We start from the raw sequence: 14,605 nt of genomic DNA on the forward strand, positions 1-14,605 counted from the left end.
AATATTAGTGCGGTGAGATGTTTGAAAGCGCCTGAATGTGGACCGTGATCTCTTCGCGATCGTGGTAAAGGTGCTTAGCCTGCATCTTGAACTTCACTTTGTTCTCAATCAGGAACACTTTTAGGTTCTCGATATCTTGCAGTACTTCATCGTAACGGCCTTTCATAGGCAGTTTAAGGTTGAACAGTGCTTCTTTCGCCCAGCCTTTGATGATCCACTCACCCATAAGGTGAGCAACACGAGCTGGCTTCTCAACCATGTCACAGATAATCCAAGTTACGTTCTTACGGTCTGGTTCAAACTTAAAGCCATCCACCATGTGGTGCTTAATTTGACCTGTTTCCATTAGGCTGTCTGCCATCATGCCGTTATCAACACAGTGAACGAACATCGAGCGCTTAACCAATTGGTAAGTCCAACCACCTGGACATGCACCTAAATCAACACCCCACATACCTGGAGCCAAACGCTCGTCCCACTCATCACGAGGGATGAATACGTGGAATGCTTCTTCTAGCTTCAATGTAGAACGGCTTGGCGCATCTGATGGGAACTTCAGACGAGGGATACCCATAAAGAACTGGGAGTTGTTCGTTGGGTAAGAGTAACCAACAAAACAGTGGCCCGGAGCGATGAAGCATAAATGAAGCACAGGCTTCTTAGCGTTATCTTTCGCTGTCATCAGGCCTTTACCACGCATCGCTTGACGCATCGGCACGGTAAATTTACGGCAGAACTTCAAAAGCTCTTTTGCTTCGTTAGTATCTGGCGTTTCAATACGGATATCACCACAACGAGGGAAACCTTCTTTCTCAGAAAGCGCCTCAAGAATTGGAGAAATACGGTCATCGGTTGGCAGGTCTTTAATTTCAACAGCCACTGCCAACATTTGACGAGCAAAGATCAGTGATTGGAAATCGATCTCTTTGATCAACTTGTCCGCTTCACCTGCTTGGTAACATTCAAACAATACAAAACCTGTATTGTTCTTTAAGCGAGGAAAACCAAACACTTCCAGTTGTGTTGCCTTGTCTTGAATTTCGCCAGCACATTCTTTTTCAAAACCAGAGCGACAATAAAGTAGTACGTGTTTCACTGAGTTACCTCTTTTATATTCAAAGCAGCGAAGGAGAAGACTCCCCAACCAATGATAAATAGTAGACCACCAAACGGAGTGATAGGGCCAAACCATTTTATTCCTGTCAGTGCCAAGCCATAAAGGCTGCCACTAAAACAAAGGATGCCGATGATAAAGCAAATTGCCGCAATGAAAAAATATTTTTGTGATTTAGCGCCAAGTTTCATCTGCAGCAGAGCGCCACACGCCAATATCGCTAGAGTATGGATAAATTGGTACTGAACACCCGTCTCAAACACGCCTAGCAGATATTCAGACAAGATAGCTTTCAAACCGTGAGCTGCAAAGGCGCCAAGCATCACAGCAATCGCACCAGAGATGCCAGCAAACGTGAGTAAATACTTACTTCTCATTGAGTACCTCTTTGATAAACGCTGATAACTTCTCAACGGTTAACGCAATATTCTGCTGCTCGGTGTAACCAGAACTCTTACGAGGTTTAAAGCTGTGGTCGCCATCGGGAATAAATTCAACACGAATAGAATCAGACAGATCAAAATCAGCAAACTCTTCACGCTTACCAAAGGTATCGCGCTCACCTTGTAAAATGAGGCATGGCTTTGCTAACTCAGCCAGATGCTCACCTTTGTATTTCTCGGGTTTACCTGGTGGGTGGAAAGGAAAGCCTAAACACGCCATTGCGGCCACCTTATCAAGTTCAGACAAATGGCTCGCCATACGCCCTCCCATCGACTTACCACCAATCACAAGCTTATCGGCATCAACCTGCTCAATAATCTCTTGATAGGCTTCAAGTAGCTTAGGCGCTCTGTCAGGTGGACGACGCTTACCATCTTCAGCACGTTTAATCATGTAAGGGAAGTTGAAACGAATCACTCGTATCCCTTTAAAGGCTAACCCTTTGGCTACCGACTGCATGAACTCATGCTCCATGCCTGCGCCAGCACCATGGGCAAAGATAAAGGTGATGGGATTGTCTTCACCATCAATGATGACGTTATTCATCGAGTAAGTCCTCTTGTTCACTTTGCGCTTTCGCTAGCATCCAGTCGCGGAAGGTAGCAATACGACCCATGTCGGCTTGTTTCTCATGACAAACCACATAGAAGGCGTTCTTACTCACCAACACTTCATCAAAAGGCGCAATCAAACGACCCGCTTCGATTTCAGGCTGCGCCAACACGTTGTTACCCAGAGCAATGCCCTGGCCGTGAGCCGCTGCCTGCAGCACCATGGTTGAGTGACTGAAGATAGGGCCGTGATTAACGTTTACCCCATCGATGCCATTTTGCTTAGCGAACTGTTTCCAATCTTTTCGAGAAGTATCATGCAATAGCGTATGACATGCTAAATCACTGAGAGATTCTAATGGTTTTACTCCTAGCAGCACGGAAGGTGAGCAAAGAGGGATCAAGTATTCTTGGTAAAGCTTATCGGCTCTAAGCCCCGACCAATTACCTCGGCCATAATAGATAGCGACGTCTACATCATCGGTTAGCGAGCCTTCATCCATATCAACGGCTTTGATTCTTACATCAATATCAGGCTCTTGCTGATTAAAGTCAGCGAGCCTTGGTACCAACCATTGAATAGCAAAACTCGGCGGTAAACTGATGGTCAATGCGCCCTTCTCACTTCGCTCCAGCACTTTGTCTGTCGCTTCTGCTAGTGATGTGAAAATATCTTTGATATCTAAGAAGTAGCTTTGACCTTCTTCAGTTAGCAGCAAAGAGCGGTTTCTTCGGCGAAACAGCTTCAAAGATAAGAATTCTTCAAGCGCTTTGATCTGATGACTGACTGCCGCTTGAGTAACAAACAACTCTTCTGCAGCACGCGTAAAACTCAAGTGTCGAGCTGCAGCTTCAAACACTCTTAGCGAGTTTAATGGGGGTAATCGACGAGACATAGTTACTCTCTAAATAAGCATTAGTTTTTTTTATCTGAAACATTATAATTTGTCCATTGCCTAGCAGCCAGAGAAATTCTATATTTCATCCCGCAGCAGCTAGCCTGAACGGCTTGATTCTCTCTAGAATCAATTGGCTTAGCTCCTGCGATGTTGTGTTTGCAAACTCGTTCTTTTCGAGTTGGGTAGAGTTCTACCAAATGTTTTGTTGCAGTTTATACTGAAACGAGGCATGTACTTCCTGTATTTATTTTGACCTGTCTGTCAAATTTGTTTACACCGCCTTATGGGCGGTGTTTTTTTATGTGCAAAGAAATGTAACAACAAGTTTATCAATAGCTGTGCTAATTAATCTTTATTATTTTTCATCGCCAATCACAGAATCAGACACCCACTCAAATAATCAACTGAACACATACAAATAGCATCATTGAGTTGCACTAAAAAGTAACAGAATACTTCAAGATACTCACACTTCTTCGGTACTTATAAACCCGTTTAGAACACACTCTTTCTATCAATCAAAAATTTCAAAGCTGAGCATGACGATAGCACGCCCAAACTCACGCCTCTGTCTGACTACTGTAAATCATTCACAATAGAAAATAAAAAAGCCGCTTACTTTTCAGTAAACGGCTTTGCAAAATGATTAACGCTTGGTCAACACACCACTATGGGCGGTAAACCTTAACGTTATGGAAGCCCTGCTCTTGTAGGTAAAGTGCCTGTAGACGGCTCATTACACCACGGTCACAGTACAGCAAGTACTCTTTCGCTTGGTCTAGGTCGCCAAACTGAGTCGAAAGCTTGAAGAATGGGATGTGTTTAATTTCAACACCCTCGATCACTAATGGGCTTTCGTCTTCTTCTTCTGGGCTACGGATATCAAGAACGATAGCGTGCTCAGCAACAGCTTGAACTTGTTCAACTTCAGGCGCTTGCTCTTGGCTCTCTTTCTCGATGTCACGGATATCCATAACACGAGCGTTCTCGATCACTTGATCCAGCACTTCAAAGTTAAACTTAGCTTCTTCTGCTTCCAGTTTGCCTTTCTTCGCTTTCACTGTTGGCTTCTTAGAAATAACACCACAGTACTCAGGCATTACCTTAGCGAAGTCTTCAGTACCGATGATACGAGAAAGGTCGATGATGTCTTCTTTATCCCAGTTGATCAGTGGACGAAGGATCAAAGTGTCCGTCACGTTGTCGATATGACGCAGGTTAGTTAGCGTTTGGCTAGAAACCTGACCAAGAGCTTCACCCGTTACTAGTGCTTCGATACCGAAACGCTCTGCAACCATACCACCAGCACGCATGAACATACGCTTAAGAACAACGCCCATTTGGCCATCTTCAACGTTCTCAAGGATTTCAGCAACCACAGGTTCAAAGTCTACAGAAATGAACTTCACCTTTGCAGATGAGCCGTATTTATTCCATAGGTAGTGAGCCACTTGTTTAACACCAATCTCGTGCGCTGGGCCACCAAGGTTGAAGAAACAGTAGTGAACCTTAGAGCCGCGTTTGATGTGCAGGTAGCTTGAAACACCAGAATCAAAGCCGCCAGAGATCAAGCTCAGTAGATCTTCTTGAGTACCAAGAGGGAAGCCACCGAGGCCTTTGTGACGAGCTAGAACTTGGTTTAGCTTGTCGTTAGCCACTTCAACCTTAACGGTTACATCAGGGTTCTTAAGTCGAACTTTCGCTGACTCAACTGCTTGGTTTAGACCGCCGCCTACGTAGCGCTCAAGTTCAATAGAGGTAAAGTCATGCTTACCACGACGCTTAGCACGTACAGAGAAAGTCTTGCCTTCAATGTCAGCACGGCTGCGTTCTAGTACTTGCTCGTAAATATCGTGCAAGTCTTTGAATTCAGACTGTTGAACTTCAAGAGAGTGGTGAATACCTGGAGTGTGAGTCAGAGCCTCTAACACTTCTGCGTAGTACTGGTCACTCTCAGACGTCACTTCAATATGATCGCGACGGTTGAATACCGCAACACTTTCACAGCGACGTTGAATAACGTTACGAATGTTGCACTCTAGAATCCTTGTGAAGCGCTTACGCACCGATTCACTTTTTACAAAAATTTCCGGATGGGGCTTAACAATAAATTTCATAGTACTTTCACAACATTAATGTTCAAAATTTTGAAAACGCTCATCGCCAAGTAAATTAGAGAATTTACACAGCACTTGAAGCAAGAATAGATCATATCTAAATCTAAGGGCGCGAATTATACATGAGAAAGTGAAGCAAGGAAAAGAGTGCTTGCTGTAACACCATCATTAAACCGCTTGTTATTAACAGTAGCAGGTTTCGAAACGACATAAATGCCGCAGAGAGAACCATTGAAGACCAGCAAACAAAAAGCCCAACCTCATTATAAGGTTGGGCTTTCGATGCTATCTGCATGCTACCGTGTGTACACGTATCGGCTATTCATTAATAACAGGCACTTCGTCACTGTAAAGCGGCTCGCCCTGCATGATGCTGATTTCAACGCGGCGGTTGAGGCTACGTTGCCATTCAGTATCGTTCGGCTCGACTGGCTCGGTATCCGCCATGCCGCGTACTCTCAAGCGTTGATGAGAGAAACCACGCACCTTTTCCATCTCTTGAGCAACAGACACTGCTCGCTGTGATGACAAGTCCCAATTAGATCGATAAAGCTCGGAATCAAGACGTTGATTATCGGTGTGCCCTGAGATTCGAACGATACCCGGAACATCTTTCACCAACTCAGCAACCTGTCTCACCAAAGGTCGGAACTTAGGCTGTAGGAAAGCAGAACCCGATGGGAATGCACCCTTCTCACGAATTCGAATCACAATCTGCTGGCCAAGGTTTTCAACTTCAATCGCGCCTTGGTCTATCTCTCGCTCCAACGCCTTCTTGATGCTTTCCATCAAGGTTTCCATCTCTTGCGATTGAGCTTCAGCTTGTTGTTGCTGTTGGTCTGACTCAGAGTTTTGATTGTCGTGAGTCGAAACCTCTGGCGACTTGCCTCCGGTCATCTTGCCTTGATCACGCATGGTACCGCCAGCACGCTCAGATTCACCTTCATGAAACTCAAGCGTTTGCTGCGTAATATCAATCGTCTGCTGCATGATCACATCAATCGGTGTCGGCTCTGGACGACCAGGTCGAAACTCTTGTGCAATGATGCTGGTGCCTTTAGGAATGTCTTTCACTTCCAAGCGGTTTTGTACACCAAACGCAAATTTCATCGAGCCAGCGATCTGTTTGAACTTCAGTACGTCCATCTCAGAGAATGAGAGCAGCAGTACGAAGAAACACATCAGCAGTGACATCAAGTCAGCAAATGTCCCCATCCATTGAGGCAATCCCGGAGGAGGACATTTACATGGATTTTCTTCATCCATCTTCAACTCCTCTTACGCAGGTTCACCATCAATCGTACGCTTACCTTCGTTTAGGTAGCTCTTCAGGTAACCATCGATTACTCGTGGGTTCTGACCATCTTGAATCGCGAGTACGCCATCCATAACCAAACGACGGTTGAGTGTCTCTTGGTCACGACGCAGCGCAAGCTTGTCGGCAATTGGGAAGAACACCATGTTCGAAAGAATCGCACCATATAGGGTGGTTAAAAGTGCCACCGCCATCGCAGGGCCGATCGCTTTTGGATCATCCATGTTAGAAAGCATGGCAACCAAGCCAACCAAGGTACCAATCATACCCATCGCGGGTGCTACATCACCAAATGCAGAGAACACCTTCGCGCCCTGCTCATGACGCTCTGTGGTTAATGCGATGTCTTTTTGCAGTGCAGCACGAACTACATCTCCATCATGGCCATCCACCAAAAGATCGATGCCCTTTTGCATGAAACTGTTGTTAATTTCCATCTCTTCCAGTGCTAAAAAACCACCTTTACGAGCCGCATCAGCCATCTCTACAACTTTCGCAATAAGATCTTCAGGCTCATCCGCTTTAAACATAAAAGCTTTGCCTGCGATTTTAGTCGCACCAAAGAACTGTCCCATGGTGAACTTCATTAGAACAACAAAGGTTGAGCCCCCAACTACGATCAAAATGGATGTCGTGTCATAGAACATCCCTAGGCTTCCACCTAGGATCATTGCCATAATTACAAAGGCAAATCCACCAATCAAACCTATTAGGGTTGCTAAATCCACTGAGCACTCCTCATGCTTTTTTGTAGCTCTATGTCGACGATAATCTTTGTATCGGCAAGACTATAAGATCTTTTAGTAAATTCTTGGCCTAAGTATCACACTTTTCGTTTTTGAATCCCAACTATTGGCTTACTTTGCTCTTATACGTAGCGCATAAACTCGATAAAGCTAAGGTTATTCAAGCAAAGTGCGTTCAAGCCCCTTAAAAACGAACTTTCTAGCAAAATTTCTTGGTTACATTTGACCATCTCAGCGGCCTAGGGTAACGTTCGTTCATCTTTCCAAACGCAGATTTATTATGGCTACTAAGAAACCTGAAAATATGAGCTTTGAAGCAGCAATCGAAGAGCTTGATGGCTTGGTTGATCAACTAGAAAATGGTGATCTAGCTTTAGATGATGCGCTGAAAAAGTTCGAACGAGGCATCTCCCTCGCTCGTGCCGGTCAAAGCAAACTAAACGATGCTGAACAGCGTGTTAGCATCCTACTGCAAAATGATGAAAACGCAGAACTTAGTGACTTTAACCCACAACCAGAATAACGAATTGTATGAGATCCCCTATGATTGAGACTTTATTGTCTTATCAAGCACGTAATAACGAGCAACTGAACCTTTGGCTTGATCGCCTACCACACCAAGATCAGAACCTGATCAACGCGATGCGTTATGGGTTACTTTTAGGCGGTAAACGCGCACGTCCATTTCTTGTCTACATTACAGGGGAAATGCTCGGCTGCACCGCTGAAGAACTCGACACTCCAGCATCTGCAATCGAATGTATTCATGCCTATTCTCTGATTCACGACGACCTTCCAGCAATGGACGACGATGAACTGCGTCGTGGCCATCAGACTTGTCACATCAAATACGATGAAGCAACGGCAATTTTAACTGGCGATGCACTACAAACTCTCGCGTTTACTATACTTGCGGAAGGTACATTAAGTGCTGACGGTGAAAGCAATCGCGTTCGAATGATTCAACGCCTAGCCGAAGCCTCTGGTGCACAAGGTATGTGCATTGGACAAGCACTTGATATTGAAGCTGAAAACCGCTCTGTCACGCTAGAAGAGTTAGAAGAAGTTCACCGCAATAAAACGGGCGCGCTAATGAAATGTGCGATTCGTTTAGGTGCTCTCGCTGCTGGTGAAAAAGCGTTTGAAGTGATGCCTCAATTAGACAAGTACGCCGACGCCATTGGATTAGCATTCCAGGTTCAAGATGATATTTTAGATATCACTGGCGATACTGAAACTTTGGGTAAGCCACAGGGTTCTGACCAAGAATTGAACAAAAGCACCTACCCTTCTTTGCTAGGTTTAGAGGGCGCTCAAGAAAAAGCGCAGACTCTGCTACAGGAAGCACTTCAAGCTTTAGCTGCAATCCCATACAATACCCAGTTACTCGAAGAGTTCGCCCGATACGTCATCGAGCGCAAGAACTAAGACAATAAGCGCGCATTACCTATGACTCTTGATATATCAAAGTACCCAACTCTTGCTTTGGCTGATAAGCCAGAGGATTTGCGTCTACTTCCAAAAGAGACGCTGACACAGCTTTGTGATGAATTACGTACCTATCTTCTTAACTCAGTGAGCCAGTCAAGTGGTCACTTAGCGTCAGGCTTAGGTACAGTAGAGCTAACCGTTGCTCTGCACTATGTGTACAACACGCCTTTTGACCAGTTGGTTTGGGATGTTGGCCACCAAGCATACCCGCACAAAATTCTTACAGGTCGTCGCGACCGCTTGTCGACTATCCGTCAAAAAGATGGACTGCACCCATTCCCATGGCGTCAAGAGAGCGAATACGACACCCTTTCTGTTGGTCACTCTTCAACGTCGATCAGTGCTGCACTTGGTATGGCTATCAGTGCGAAGAAAGAAGGCAAGAACCGTAAAGTCGTGAGTGTGATTGGTGATGGCGCGATTACAGCAGGTATGGCATTTGAAGCCATGAACCATGCGGGCGATATTCACAATGACATGCTGGTTATCCTGAACGATAACGAGATGTCGATCTCTGAAAACGTAGGTGCGCTAAACAACCACCTAGCTCAAGTTCTTTCTGGCAGTCTTTACACGTCAATTCGTGAGGGCGGCAAGAAAGTGCTATCAGGCGTTCCGCCGATTAAAGAGCTGGTTCGTCGTACAGAAGAACATCTAAAAGGCATGGTTGTCCCTGGCACCATGTTCGAAGAGTTAGGCTTTAACTACATTGGCCCAATTGATGGTCATGATGTCAATGAGCTGATTAAAACGCTTAAGAACATGAGAGACCTTAAAGGTCCTCAGTTCCTGCATATCATGACTAAGAAAGGCAAAGGCTACGAGCCAGCTGAGAAAGATCCAATCGGTTACCACGGCGTACCGAAATTCGATCCAGCACACTCAAGTCTGCCTAAGAGCACCAGCTCTAAACCAACTTTCTCTAAGATTTTTGGCGACTTCCTGTGTGATATGGCCGCGCAAGATCCTAAGCTGATGGCGATCACGCCTGCAATGCGTGAAGGCTCTGGCATGGTGCGTTTCTCGAAAGAGTACCCAGAACAATACTTCGACGTAGCGATTGCTGAGCAGCATGCTGTGACGCTAGCAACCGGTATGGCGATTGCGGGTGATAAGCCGATAGTCGCTATCTACTCGACGTTCCTACAACGTGGCTACGATCAACTGATCCACGATGTGGCTATCATGGACTTACCTGTCATGTTCGCTATCGACCGTGCTGGTCTTGTCGGCGCTGATGGTCAAACACACCAAGGTGCGTTCGACTTAAGCTTTATGCGTTGTATTCCAAACATGGTGATCATGGCGCCAAGCGACGAAAACGAATGTCGCCAAATGCTTTACACCGGCCACCAGCACACAGGTCCAAGTGCCGTTCGTTACCCTCGCGGTAATGGTATGGGCACTGAGATACAAAGTGAATTTACCGCGCTTGAGATTGGTAAAGGTCGTATCGTTCGCGAAAGCGAAAAAGCAAAAGATGGCTCGAAAGTCGCTATCTTAAGCTTCGGTACTTTCCTTGAGAGTGTACTTCAAGCCGCTGACGCCATCGATGCGACAGTTGCAGATATGCGCTTTGTGAAACCGCTCGATGAAGCTCTGATCAAACAACTTGCTGCTGACCACGATATTCTGGTAACTATCGAAGAGAATGCGATTGCAGGTGGTGCGGGCGCAGGTGTGATTGAATTCTTGATGCAAGAGAAACTGCTGATGCCAGTATTGAACCTTGGCCTGCCAGACAAGTTCATTGCTCAAGGTACGCAAGGTGAACTGCACGAAGAGCTTGGTTTGGACGCGCAAGGCATTGAGAAGTCTATCTCTGACTATCTTGCTAAGTAGCCTTAATACGTAAGCTCGTAAGCTCCGCAAACAAAAAAGGTTGGCCCTAGGGTCAACCTTTTTAGTATCTGCTAATTAGTTTGGTGTATCGCCAACTAAACCTTAGCCCTTCAGTTAACTCACACTAACCAACCTGCGAAATGTGCCACGGCATACAACGAAATAGCCGCCATAATACCCGCTACAATATCGTCAATCATGATACCCAAGCCGCCGTGAATTCGCGCATCTAGCCAACCAATCGGCCAAGGTTTTACCATGTCAAAGAAGCGGAAAAGCACAAAACCAGTCAGAAGCCATTTCCAGTCATCGGCAGGGATATTCAGCATAGGCACTAAGCTCATGGTGATCCAAAAGCCCGCAAACTCATCCCAAACGATAGAACCGTGGTCATGCACGCCCATATCATCAGACGTTACTTGGCAGATCTTAATACCAATAATGCAGCTTACCACCACCACGGCAACGTAAGCAGGAAACGGTAGCTGAACCAACAATAGGTACAACGGAATTGACGCAAGCGTGCCCATTGTGCCGGGAATAATAGGCGATAAGCCACTGCCAAAACCCGTTGCTAAGAAATGCCAAGGATTTTTAAGAGAAATAAGAGAAAGTGGGTTTGTCATCAATTAACCTTAAAGTGATCGTAACCAGTTAAGTTCCAGCTTAGTGGTTCACCATTATTGTGTAATTCAAAATATTCTACAGGTCTTATCTGGCCAATGCAGGTGACTTTTGTACCAGTGTGTGACAAAGCACTTTCCAGCGACCCTTTATTCTCTTCTGGTACAGTAAAGCACAGTTCGTACTCTTCACCACTCGTTAGCGCATACTGCTGAGCTGAAGTGGTATCAGGAGCGAACTGACGTAACTCTGGAGAGATAGGCAGCGTGCTTACATCAATACTCGCGCCAACTTGAGAACGCTTAAGGATATGTTTTAAATCAGCAATAACGCCATCAGAGATATCAATCGCAGATGAAGCAAGGTTCACTAGAGCCTGACCCGCTAACACTCGTGGGGCGCTCACATAATGTCTCTCTTCAAGTTCAGCAGCATAGGGCTTCGCTCTGTTCTGCTCAGGGTTAAGTAACACTTCTAAGCCAGCTTTGCTGTCACCTAGATTACCTGTTACGTAAATCCAGTCGCCCACTTTCGCGCCATCTCTGCGCAGCGCTCGTCCTTCAGGAACAAAGCCCTGTACCGTCAGTGTCAGGCTTAGTGGACCTTTGGTTGTGTCGCCACCAATTAACTGAATACCAAAGTAGTCTGCGAGTTTAAAAAAGGAGTCACAGAAGGGAGCAAGCCATTCTTCATCGATTTCAGGCATGGTTAAAGCAAAAGACACCCAAGCAGGCGTCGCGCCCATTGCAGCAAGGTCACTGATATTGGAAGCCAACGCTTTGTGTGCCACCCAAGCCGGATTCGCCTCAGCTAAGAAATGGGTACCAGCCACTAAGGTGTCCGTGCTGATCGCTATCTCAACATTACCCGGCGCTTTGACCAAAGCACAATCATCGCCAGCAGCTAGAAGAACGTCTTTACGTTGTGGTTGTCGATTTACAAAATATTTTTCAATCAGGTTAAATTCGCCAGACATCACATGCCCTATCTTTAGTCTCATAAAAATCGCCGTAATCATGGATATTACAGAAATTTAGTTACAAAAAAGGCCAGCATAAAAGCTGACCTTTAGATTCAATATACGAACGTCTTATTTCTTACGAACGTGCGGTGCAGCTTTATCAAGCACACCGTTAACAAACTTATGGCTGTCTTCTGCTGCAAATACTTTTGCAAGCTCGATAGCTTCGTTGATAACCACTTTGTATGGTACATCTTCGCGACGAGTCATCTCGTACATAGCTAAACGTAGAAGCGCTAGTTCCATCAGATCCAGATCTTGCATAGGGCGAGATACGAATGGACGAAGCTTGCTATCAAGTTCCATGTGGCTAAGAGCAACACCAGTTAGTAGGTCGCGGAAGTATGCAACGTCTGTTTCTGGCATAGCAAGAGCAGGCTCTGCAGCATGATGCTCTTCTTCATCATACTTACCACCAGATAAGAACTGTTCTTCAACGGTAGCAATATTTTCTTTAGTAATTTGCCAAGAATAAATTGCTTGTAGAGCAAATTGACGTGCGTTACGACGTGCGGCTGGTTTCACACTGGCCCCCATTAGGAATCGATTTCAGAAAGAACGTTGATCATCTCAAGTGCGCTAAGTGCTGCTTCTGCACCCTTATTACCAGCCTTGGTTCCTGCGCGTTCAATAGCTTGATCGATCGTATCAACAGTAAGAACACCAAACGCTACTGGAAGAGAATATTCCAGAGACACTTGTGCCAAACCTTTATTACATTCACTACAAACATAGTCAAAGTGAGGTGTACCGCCACGAATTACTGTACCAAGAGATACAATCGCATCGAACTTACCTGTTTTTGCAACGCGCTGCGCTACAAGTGGAAGTTCTACTGCACCAGGGCAACGAACAACAGTGATGTTGTCTTCGCTTACTTGTCCATGACGCTTTAAAGTATCGATTGCACCAGAAAGTAAACTTTCGTTAATAAAACTGTTGAAACGAGCAATAACGATAGCAATTTTTGCATTTGGCGCTGGGAAGCCACCCTCGATCACTTTCATAAGCCTTCCTTTAACTATTTTCATCAAGTGAGAATCGCCGGATTCTAGCACAAAACTGTGAGCAATATCTAATGGTAATTTAGAAGAACAGACACCGGCAATGTAAAGATGATAATGCAGCGCTGATCCCAAGCATATAGGAACAGCGAGTAACCAAGTTTGTGTGTTGAACACGTTTTGAGTCGGACTTGGCTACTTTGCTCTTTTGGCAAGATTTATCACCAAAAGAGCCACTGAAATCATCGGTAAATTATGTTGCTACAAACGGAGAAACGTCTGCTTGCTAACGCATGGTTTATTCGCAAACGTACTCAACAACGTTAAGGCCAAAACCACCCAATGCGTGGTAACGCTTAGTGCTTGAAGAAAGCAGACGCATATCGTGCACACCTAGATCTTGAAGAATCTGAGAACCGACACCAACACGACGCGAGGTACCCAGCTTCTTCGCCATAGTTGGCTGCTCGTTCTTGTCTTGCGCTTCGAATGTCTTCACTTTGTGAATCAAAGAATCAGACGACTCTTCGTTGCCAAGAATAACCAACACACCGCCTTCGTCGCCAATACGCTTCATCGCTTTATCTAGCGACCAGCTGCGTTCAGTACCACGGTCTGAATGAAGCAGATCGGTGAACGTGTCATGCAGGTGAACACGTACCAAAGGAGCACCTTCAGATAGGTCGCCTTTTTGCATCGCGTAGTGGATCTGGTTATCAATTGTATCGCGGTAAGTCACCAGCTCGAAATCACCAAACTCTGTTGGTAAATGGCATTGTGCTACACGCTCAATCGTTGTTTCTGTGTTGTTGCGGTATTCAATCAAGTCAGCAATCGTGCCTAGCTTGATGTCGTGTTTTTCAGCAAACACTTCAAGGTCAGGGCGACGAGCCATAGTACCGTCGTCGTTAAGGATCTCAACGATAACCGATGCTGGCTCGCAGCCTGCAAGACGTGCTAAATCACAACCTGCTTCTGTGTGTCCTGCGCGAGTCAGAACACCGCCATCTTGCGCTGTCAGTGGGAAAATATGACCAGGTTGAACAAGGTCAGCCGCTTTCGCATCTTTCGCCACTGCAGCTTGAACCGTCACTGCACGGTCTGATGCAGAGATACCCGTTGTTACGCCCTCTGCCGCTTCAATCGAAACAGTAAAGTTAGTGGTGTACTGTGCGTTGTTATCTAGAACCATAGGCGCTAGGCCCATGCGGTTTGAACGCTCTTTAGTCAACGTTAAACAGATTAAACCACGGCCGTACATCGCCATGAAGTTAATCGCTTCTGGCGTCACATGTTCTGCTGCCATGATCAGATCGCCTTCATTTTCGCGATCTTCATCATCCATCAGGATAACCATTTTTCCTAGGCGAATGTCTTCAATAATTTCTTGAGGAGTACTAATTGGCATTGTTCTATATCCTTTGAAATGGTTCTGCT

Annotated in this window: 15 protein-coding genes; 3 read left to right on the plus strand and 12 right to left on the minus strand. The window is 45.6% G+C overall.

The window, feature by feature from the left end; genetic code table 11:
- Positions 1-4 precede the first annotated feature (4 nt).
- The 7 genes from rlmM to pomA form a co-directional block, all read right to left on the minus strand.
- Positions 5-1,096, minus strand: coding sequence for a 23S rRNA (cytidine(2498)-2'-O)-methyltransferase RlmM (gene rlmM / locus BCU07_RS09795; RefSeq protein ID WP_017070491.1), 1,092 nt, complete (start codon positions 1,094-1,096; stop codon positions 5-7).
- Positions 1,093-1,491, minus strand: a complete 399-nt coding sequence (locus BCU07_RS09800; protein ID WP_102428908.1) for a DUF423 domain-containing protein — start codon at positions 1,489-1,491, stop codon at positions 1,093-1,095. The genes rlmM and BCU07_RS09800 overlap by 4 nt, the downstream gene beginning before the upstream one ends.
- Positions 1,481-2,104 (minus strand): alpha/beta fold hydrolase, encoded by a 624-nt coding sequence (locus tag BCU07_RS09805; RefSeq protein WP_102319949.1) that lies wholly within the window; start codon positions 2,102-2,104, stop codon positions 1,481-1,483. The genes BCU07_RS09800 and BCU07_RS09805 overlap by 11 nt, the downstream gene beginning before the upstream one ends.
- A complete protein-coding gene (locus BCU07_RS09810; RefSeq protein WP_012604639.1) occupies positions 2,097-3,005 on the minus strand; it encodes a transcriptional regulator GcvA in 909 nt (302 codons plus the stop codon). The genes BCU07_RS09805 and BCU07_RS09810 overlap by 8 nt, the downstream gene beginning before the upstream one ends.
- A gap of 671 nt (positions 3,006-3,676) precedes the next feature.
- Positions 3,677-5,125 carry a tRNA uracil 4-sulfurtransferase ThiI gene (thiI, locus tag BCU07_RS09815; protein WP_102428909.1) on the minus strand — a complete coding sequence of 483 codons (1,449 nt, stop codon included), beginning with the start codon at positions 5,123-5,125 and terminating at the stop codon, positions 3,677-3,679.
- Between the two features lie 318 nt (positions 5,126-5,443).
- The gene (locus tag BCU07_RS09820; protein ID WP_017060777.1) at positions 5,444-6,391 is read right to left on the minus strand and encodes a flagellar motor protein MotB; all 948 of its coding nucleotides are present in this window, start codon (positions 6,389-6,391) and stop codon (positions 5,444-5,446) included.
- Positions 6,392-6,403: 12 nt separating this feature from the next.
- Positions 6,404-7,168, minus strand: a complete 765-nt coding sequence (gene pomA / locus BCU07_RS09825) for a flagellar motor protein PomA (RefSeq protein ID WP_017060778.1) — start codon at positions 7,166-7,168, stop codon at positions 6,404-6,406.
- 298 nt (positions 7,169-7,466) lie between these two features.
- Between pomA and xseB the strand changes: the two genes are divergently transcribed.
- From xseB to dxs, 3 genes are read left to right on the plus strand one after another with little or no spacing between them, the layout of a single operon-like run.
- Positions 7,467-7,709: an exodeoxyribonuclease VII small subunit gene (gene xseB, locus BCU07_RS09830; protein WP_004734405.1), complete on the plus strand. Its 243-nt coding sequence runs from the start codon at positions 7,467-7,469 to the stop codon at positions 7,707-7,709.
- A 20-nt stretch (positions 7,710-7,729) separates the two neighbouring features.
- Positions 7,730-8,614 (plus strand): (2E,6E)-farnesyl diphosphate synthase, encoded by an 885-nt coding sequence (gene ispA / locus BCU07_RS09835; RefSeq protein ID WP_017063336.1) that lies wholly within the window; start codon positions 7,730-7,732, stop codon positions 8,612-8,614.
- A 21-nt stretch (positions 8,615-8,635) separates the two neighbouring features.
- Positions 8,636-10,519: a 1-deoxy-D-xylulose-5-phosphate synthase gene (gene dxs, locus BCU07_RS09840; protein WP_102428910.1), complete on the plus strand. Its 1,884-nt coding sequence runs from the start codon at positions 8,636-8,638 to the stop codon at positions 10,517-10,519.
- 119 nt (positions 10,520-10,638) lie between these two features.
- Here the strand turns inward: dxs and pgpA are convergent, their stop codons facing one another.
- The 5 genes from pgpA to ribBA form a co-directional block, all read right to left on the minus strand.
- Entirely contained in the window at positions 10,639-11,145 is a 507-nt protein-coding gene (gene pgpA, locus BCU07_RS09845; RefSeq protein WP_017060782.1) for a phosphatidylglycerophosphatase A, read from the minus strand.
- Entirely contained in the window at positions 11,145-12,119 is a 975-nt protein-coding gene (gene thiL / locus BCU07_RS09850) for a thiamine-phosphate kinase (protein WP_102428911.1), read from the minus strand. Before thiL ends, pgpA begins: the two co-directional genes overlap by 1 nt.
- Positions 12,120-12,233: 114 nt before the next feature.
- Positions 12,234-12,701, minus strand: coding sequence for a transcription antitermination factor NusB (gene nusB, locus BCU07_RS09855; RefSeq protein WP_004734399.1), 468 nt, complete (start codon positions 12,699-12,701; stop codon positions 12,234-12,236).
- The gene (gene ribE, locus BCU07_RS09860) at positions 12,701-13,171 is read right to left on the minus strand and encodes a 6,7-dimethyl-8-ribityllumazine synthase (RefSeq protein WP_004741508.1); all 471 of its coding nucleotides are present in this window, start codon (positions 13,169-13,171) and stop codon (positions 12,701-12,703) included. Before ribE ends, nusB begins: the two co-directional genes overlap by 1 nt.
- A gap of 295 nt (positions 13,172-13,466) precedes the next feature.
- A complete protein-coding gene (gene ribBA / locus BCU07_RS09865) occupies positions 13,467-14,576 on the minus strand; it encodes a bifunctional 3,4-dihydroxy-2-butanone-4-phosphate synthase/GTP cyclohydrolase II (RefSeq protein WP_102428912.1) in 1,110 nt (369 codons plus the stop codon).
- Positions 14,577-14,605 lie beyond the last annotated feature (29 nt).

The organism is Vibrio sp. 10N.261.54.E10 (genome assembly GCF_002877735.2).
In the GTDB taxonomy this organism is placed as follows: domain Bacteria; phylum Pseudomonadota; class Gammaproteobacteria; order Enterobacterales; family Vibrionaceae; genus Vibrio; species Vibrio crassostreae_C.

Bases quoted from the DNA above. Each gene is read 5' to 3' on its own strand.
- BCU07_RS09800 (WP_102428908.1), bottom strand. From the start codon at position 1,491: ATGAGAAGTAAGTATTTACTCACGTTTGCTGGCATCTCTGGTGCGATT.
- BCU07_RS09805 (WP_102319949.1), bottom strand. From the start codon at position 2,104: ATGAATAACGTCATCATTGATGGTGAAGACAATCCCATCACCTTTATC.
- BCU07_RS09810 (WP_012604639.1), bottom strand. From the start codon at position 3,005: ATGTCTCGTCGATTACCCCCATTAAACTCGCTAAGAGTGTTTGAAGCT.
- thiI (WP_102428909.1), bottom strand. From the start codon at position 5,125: ATGAAATTTATTGTTAAGCCCCATCCGGAAATTTTTGTAAAAAGTGAA.
- BCU07_RS09820 (WP_017060777.1), bottom strand. From the start codon at position 6,391: ATGGATGAAGAAAATCCATGTAAATGTCCTCCTCCGGGATTGCCTCAA.
- xseB (WP_004734405.1), top strand. From the start codon at position 7,467: ATGGCTACTAAGAAACCTGAAAATATGAGCTTTGAAGCAGCAATCGAA.
- ispA (WP_017063336.1), top strand. From the start codon at position 7,730: ATGATTGAGACTTTATTGTCTTATCAAGCACGTAATAACGAGCAACTG.
- dxs (WP_102428910.1), top strand. From the start codon at position 8,636: ATGACTCTTGATATATCAAAGTACCCAACTCTTGCTTTGGCTGATAAG.
- pgpA (WP_017060782.1), bottom strand. From the start codon at position 11,145: ATGACAAACCCACTTTCTCTTATTTCTCTTAAAAATCCTTGGCATTTC.
- thiL (WP_102428911.1), bottom strand. From the start codon at position 12,119: ATGTCTGGCGAATTTAACCTGATTGAAAAATATTTTGTAAATCGACAA.
- nusB (WP_004734399.1), bottom strand. From the start codon at position 12,701: ATGGGGGCCAGTGTGAAACCAGCCGCACGTCGTAACGCACGTCAATTT.
- ribE (WP_004741508.1), bottom strand. From the start codon at position 13,171: ATGAAAGTGATCGAGGGTGGCTTCCCAGCGCCAAATGCAAAAATTGCT.
- ribBA (WP_102428912.1), bottom strand. From the start codon at position 14,576: ATGCCAATTAGTACTCCTCAAGAAATTATTGAAGACATTCGCCTAGGA.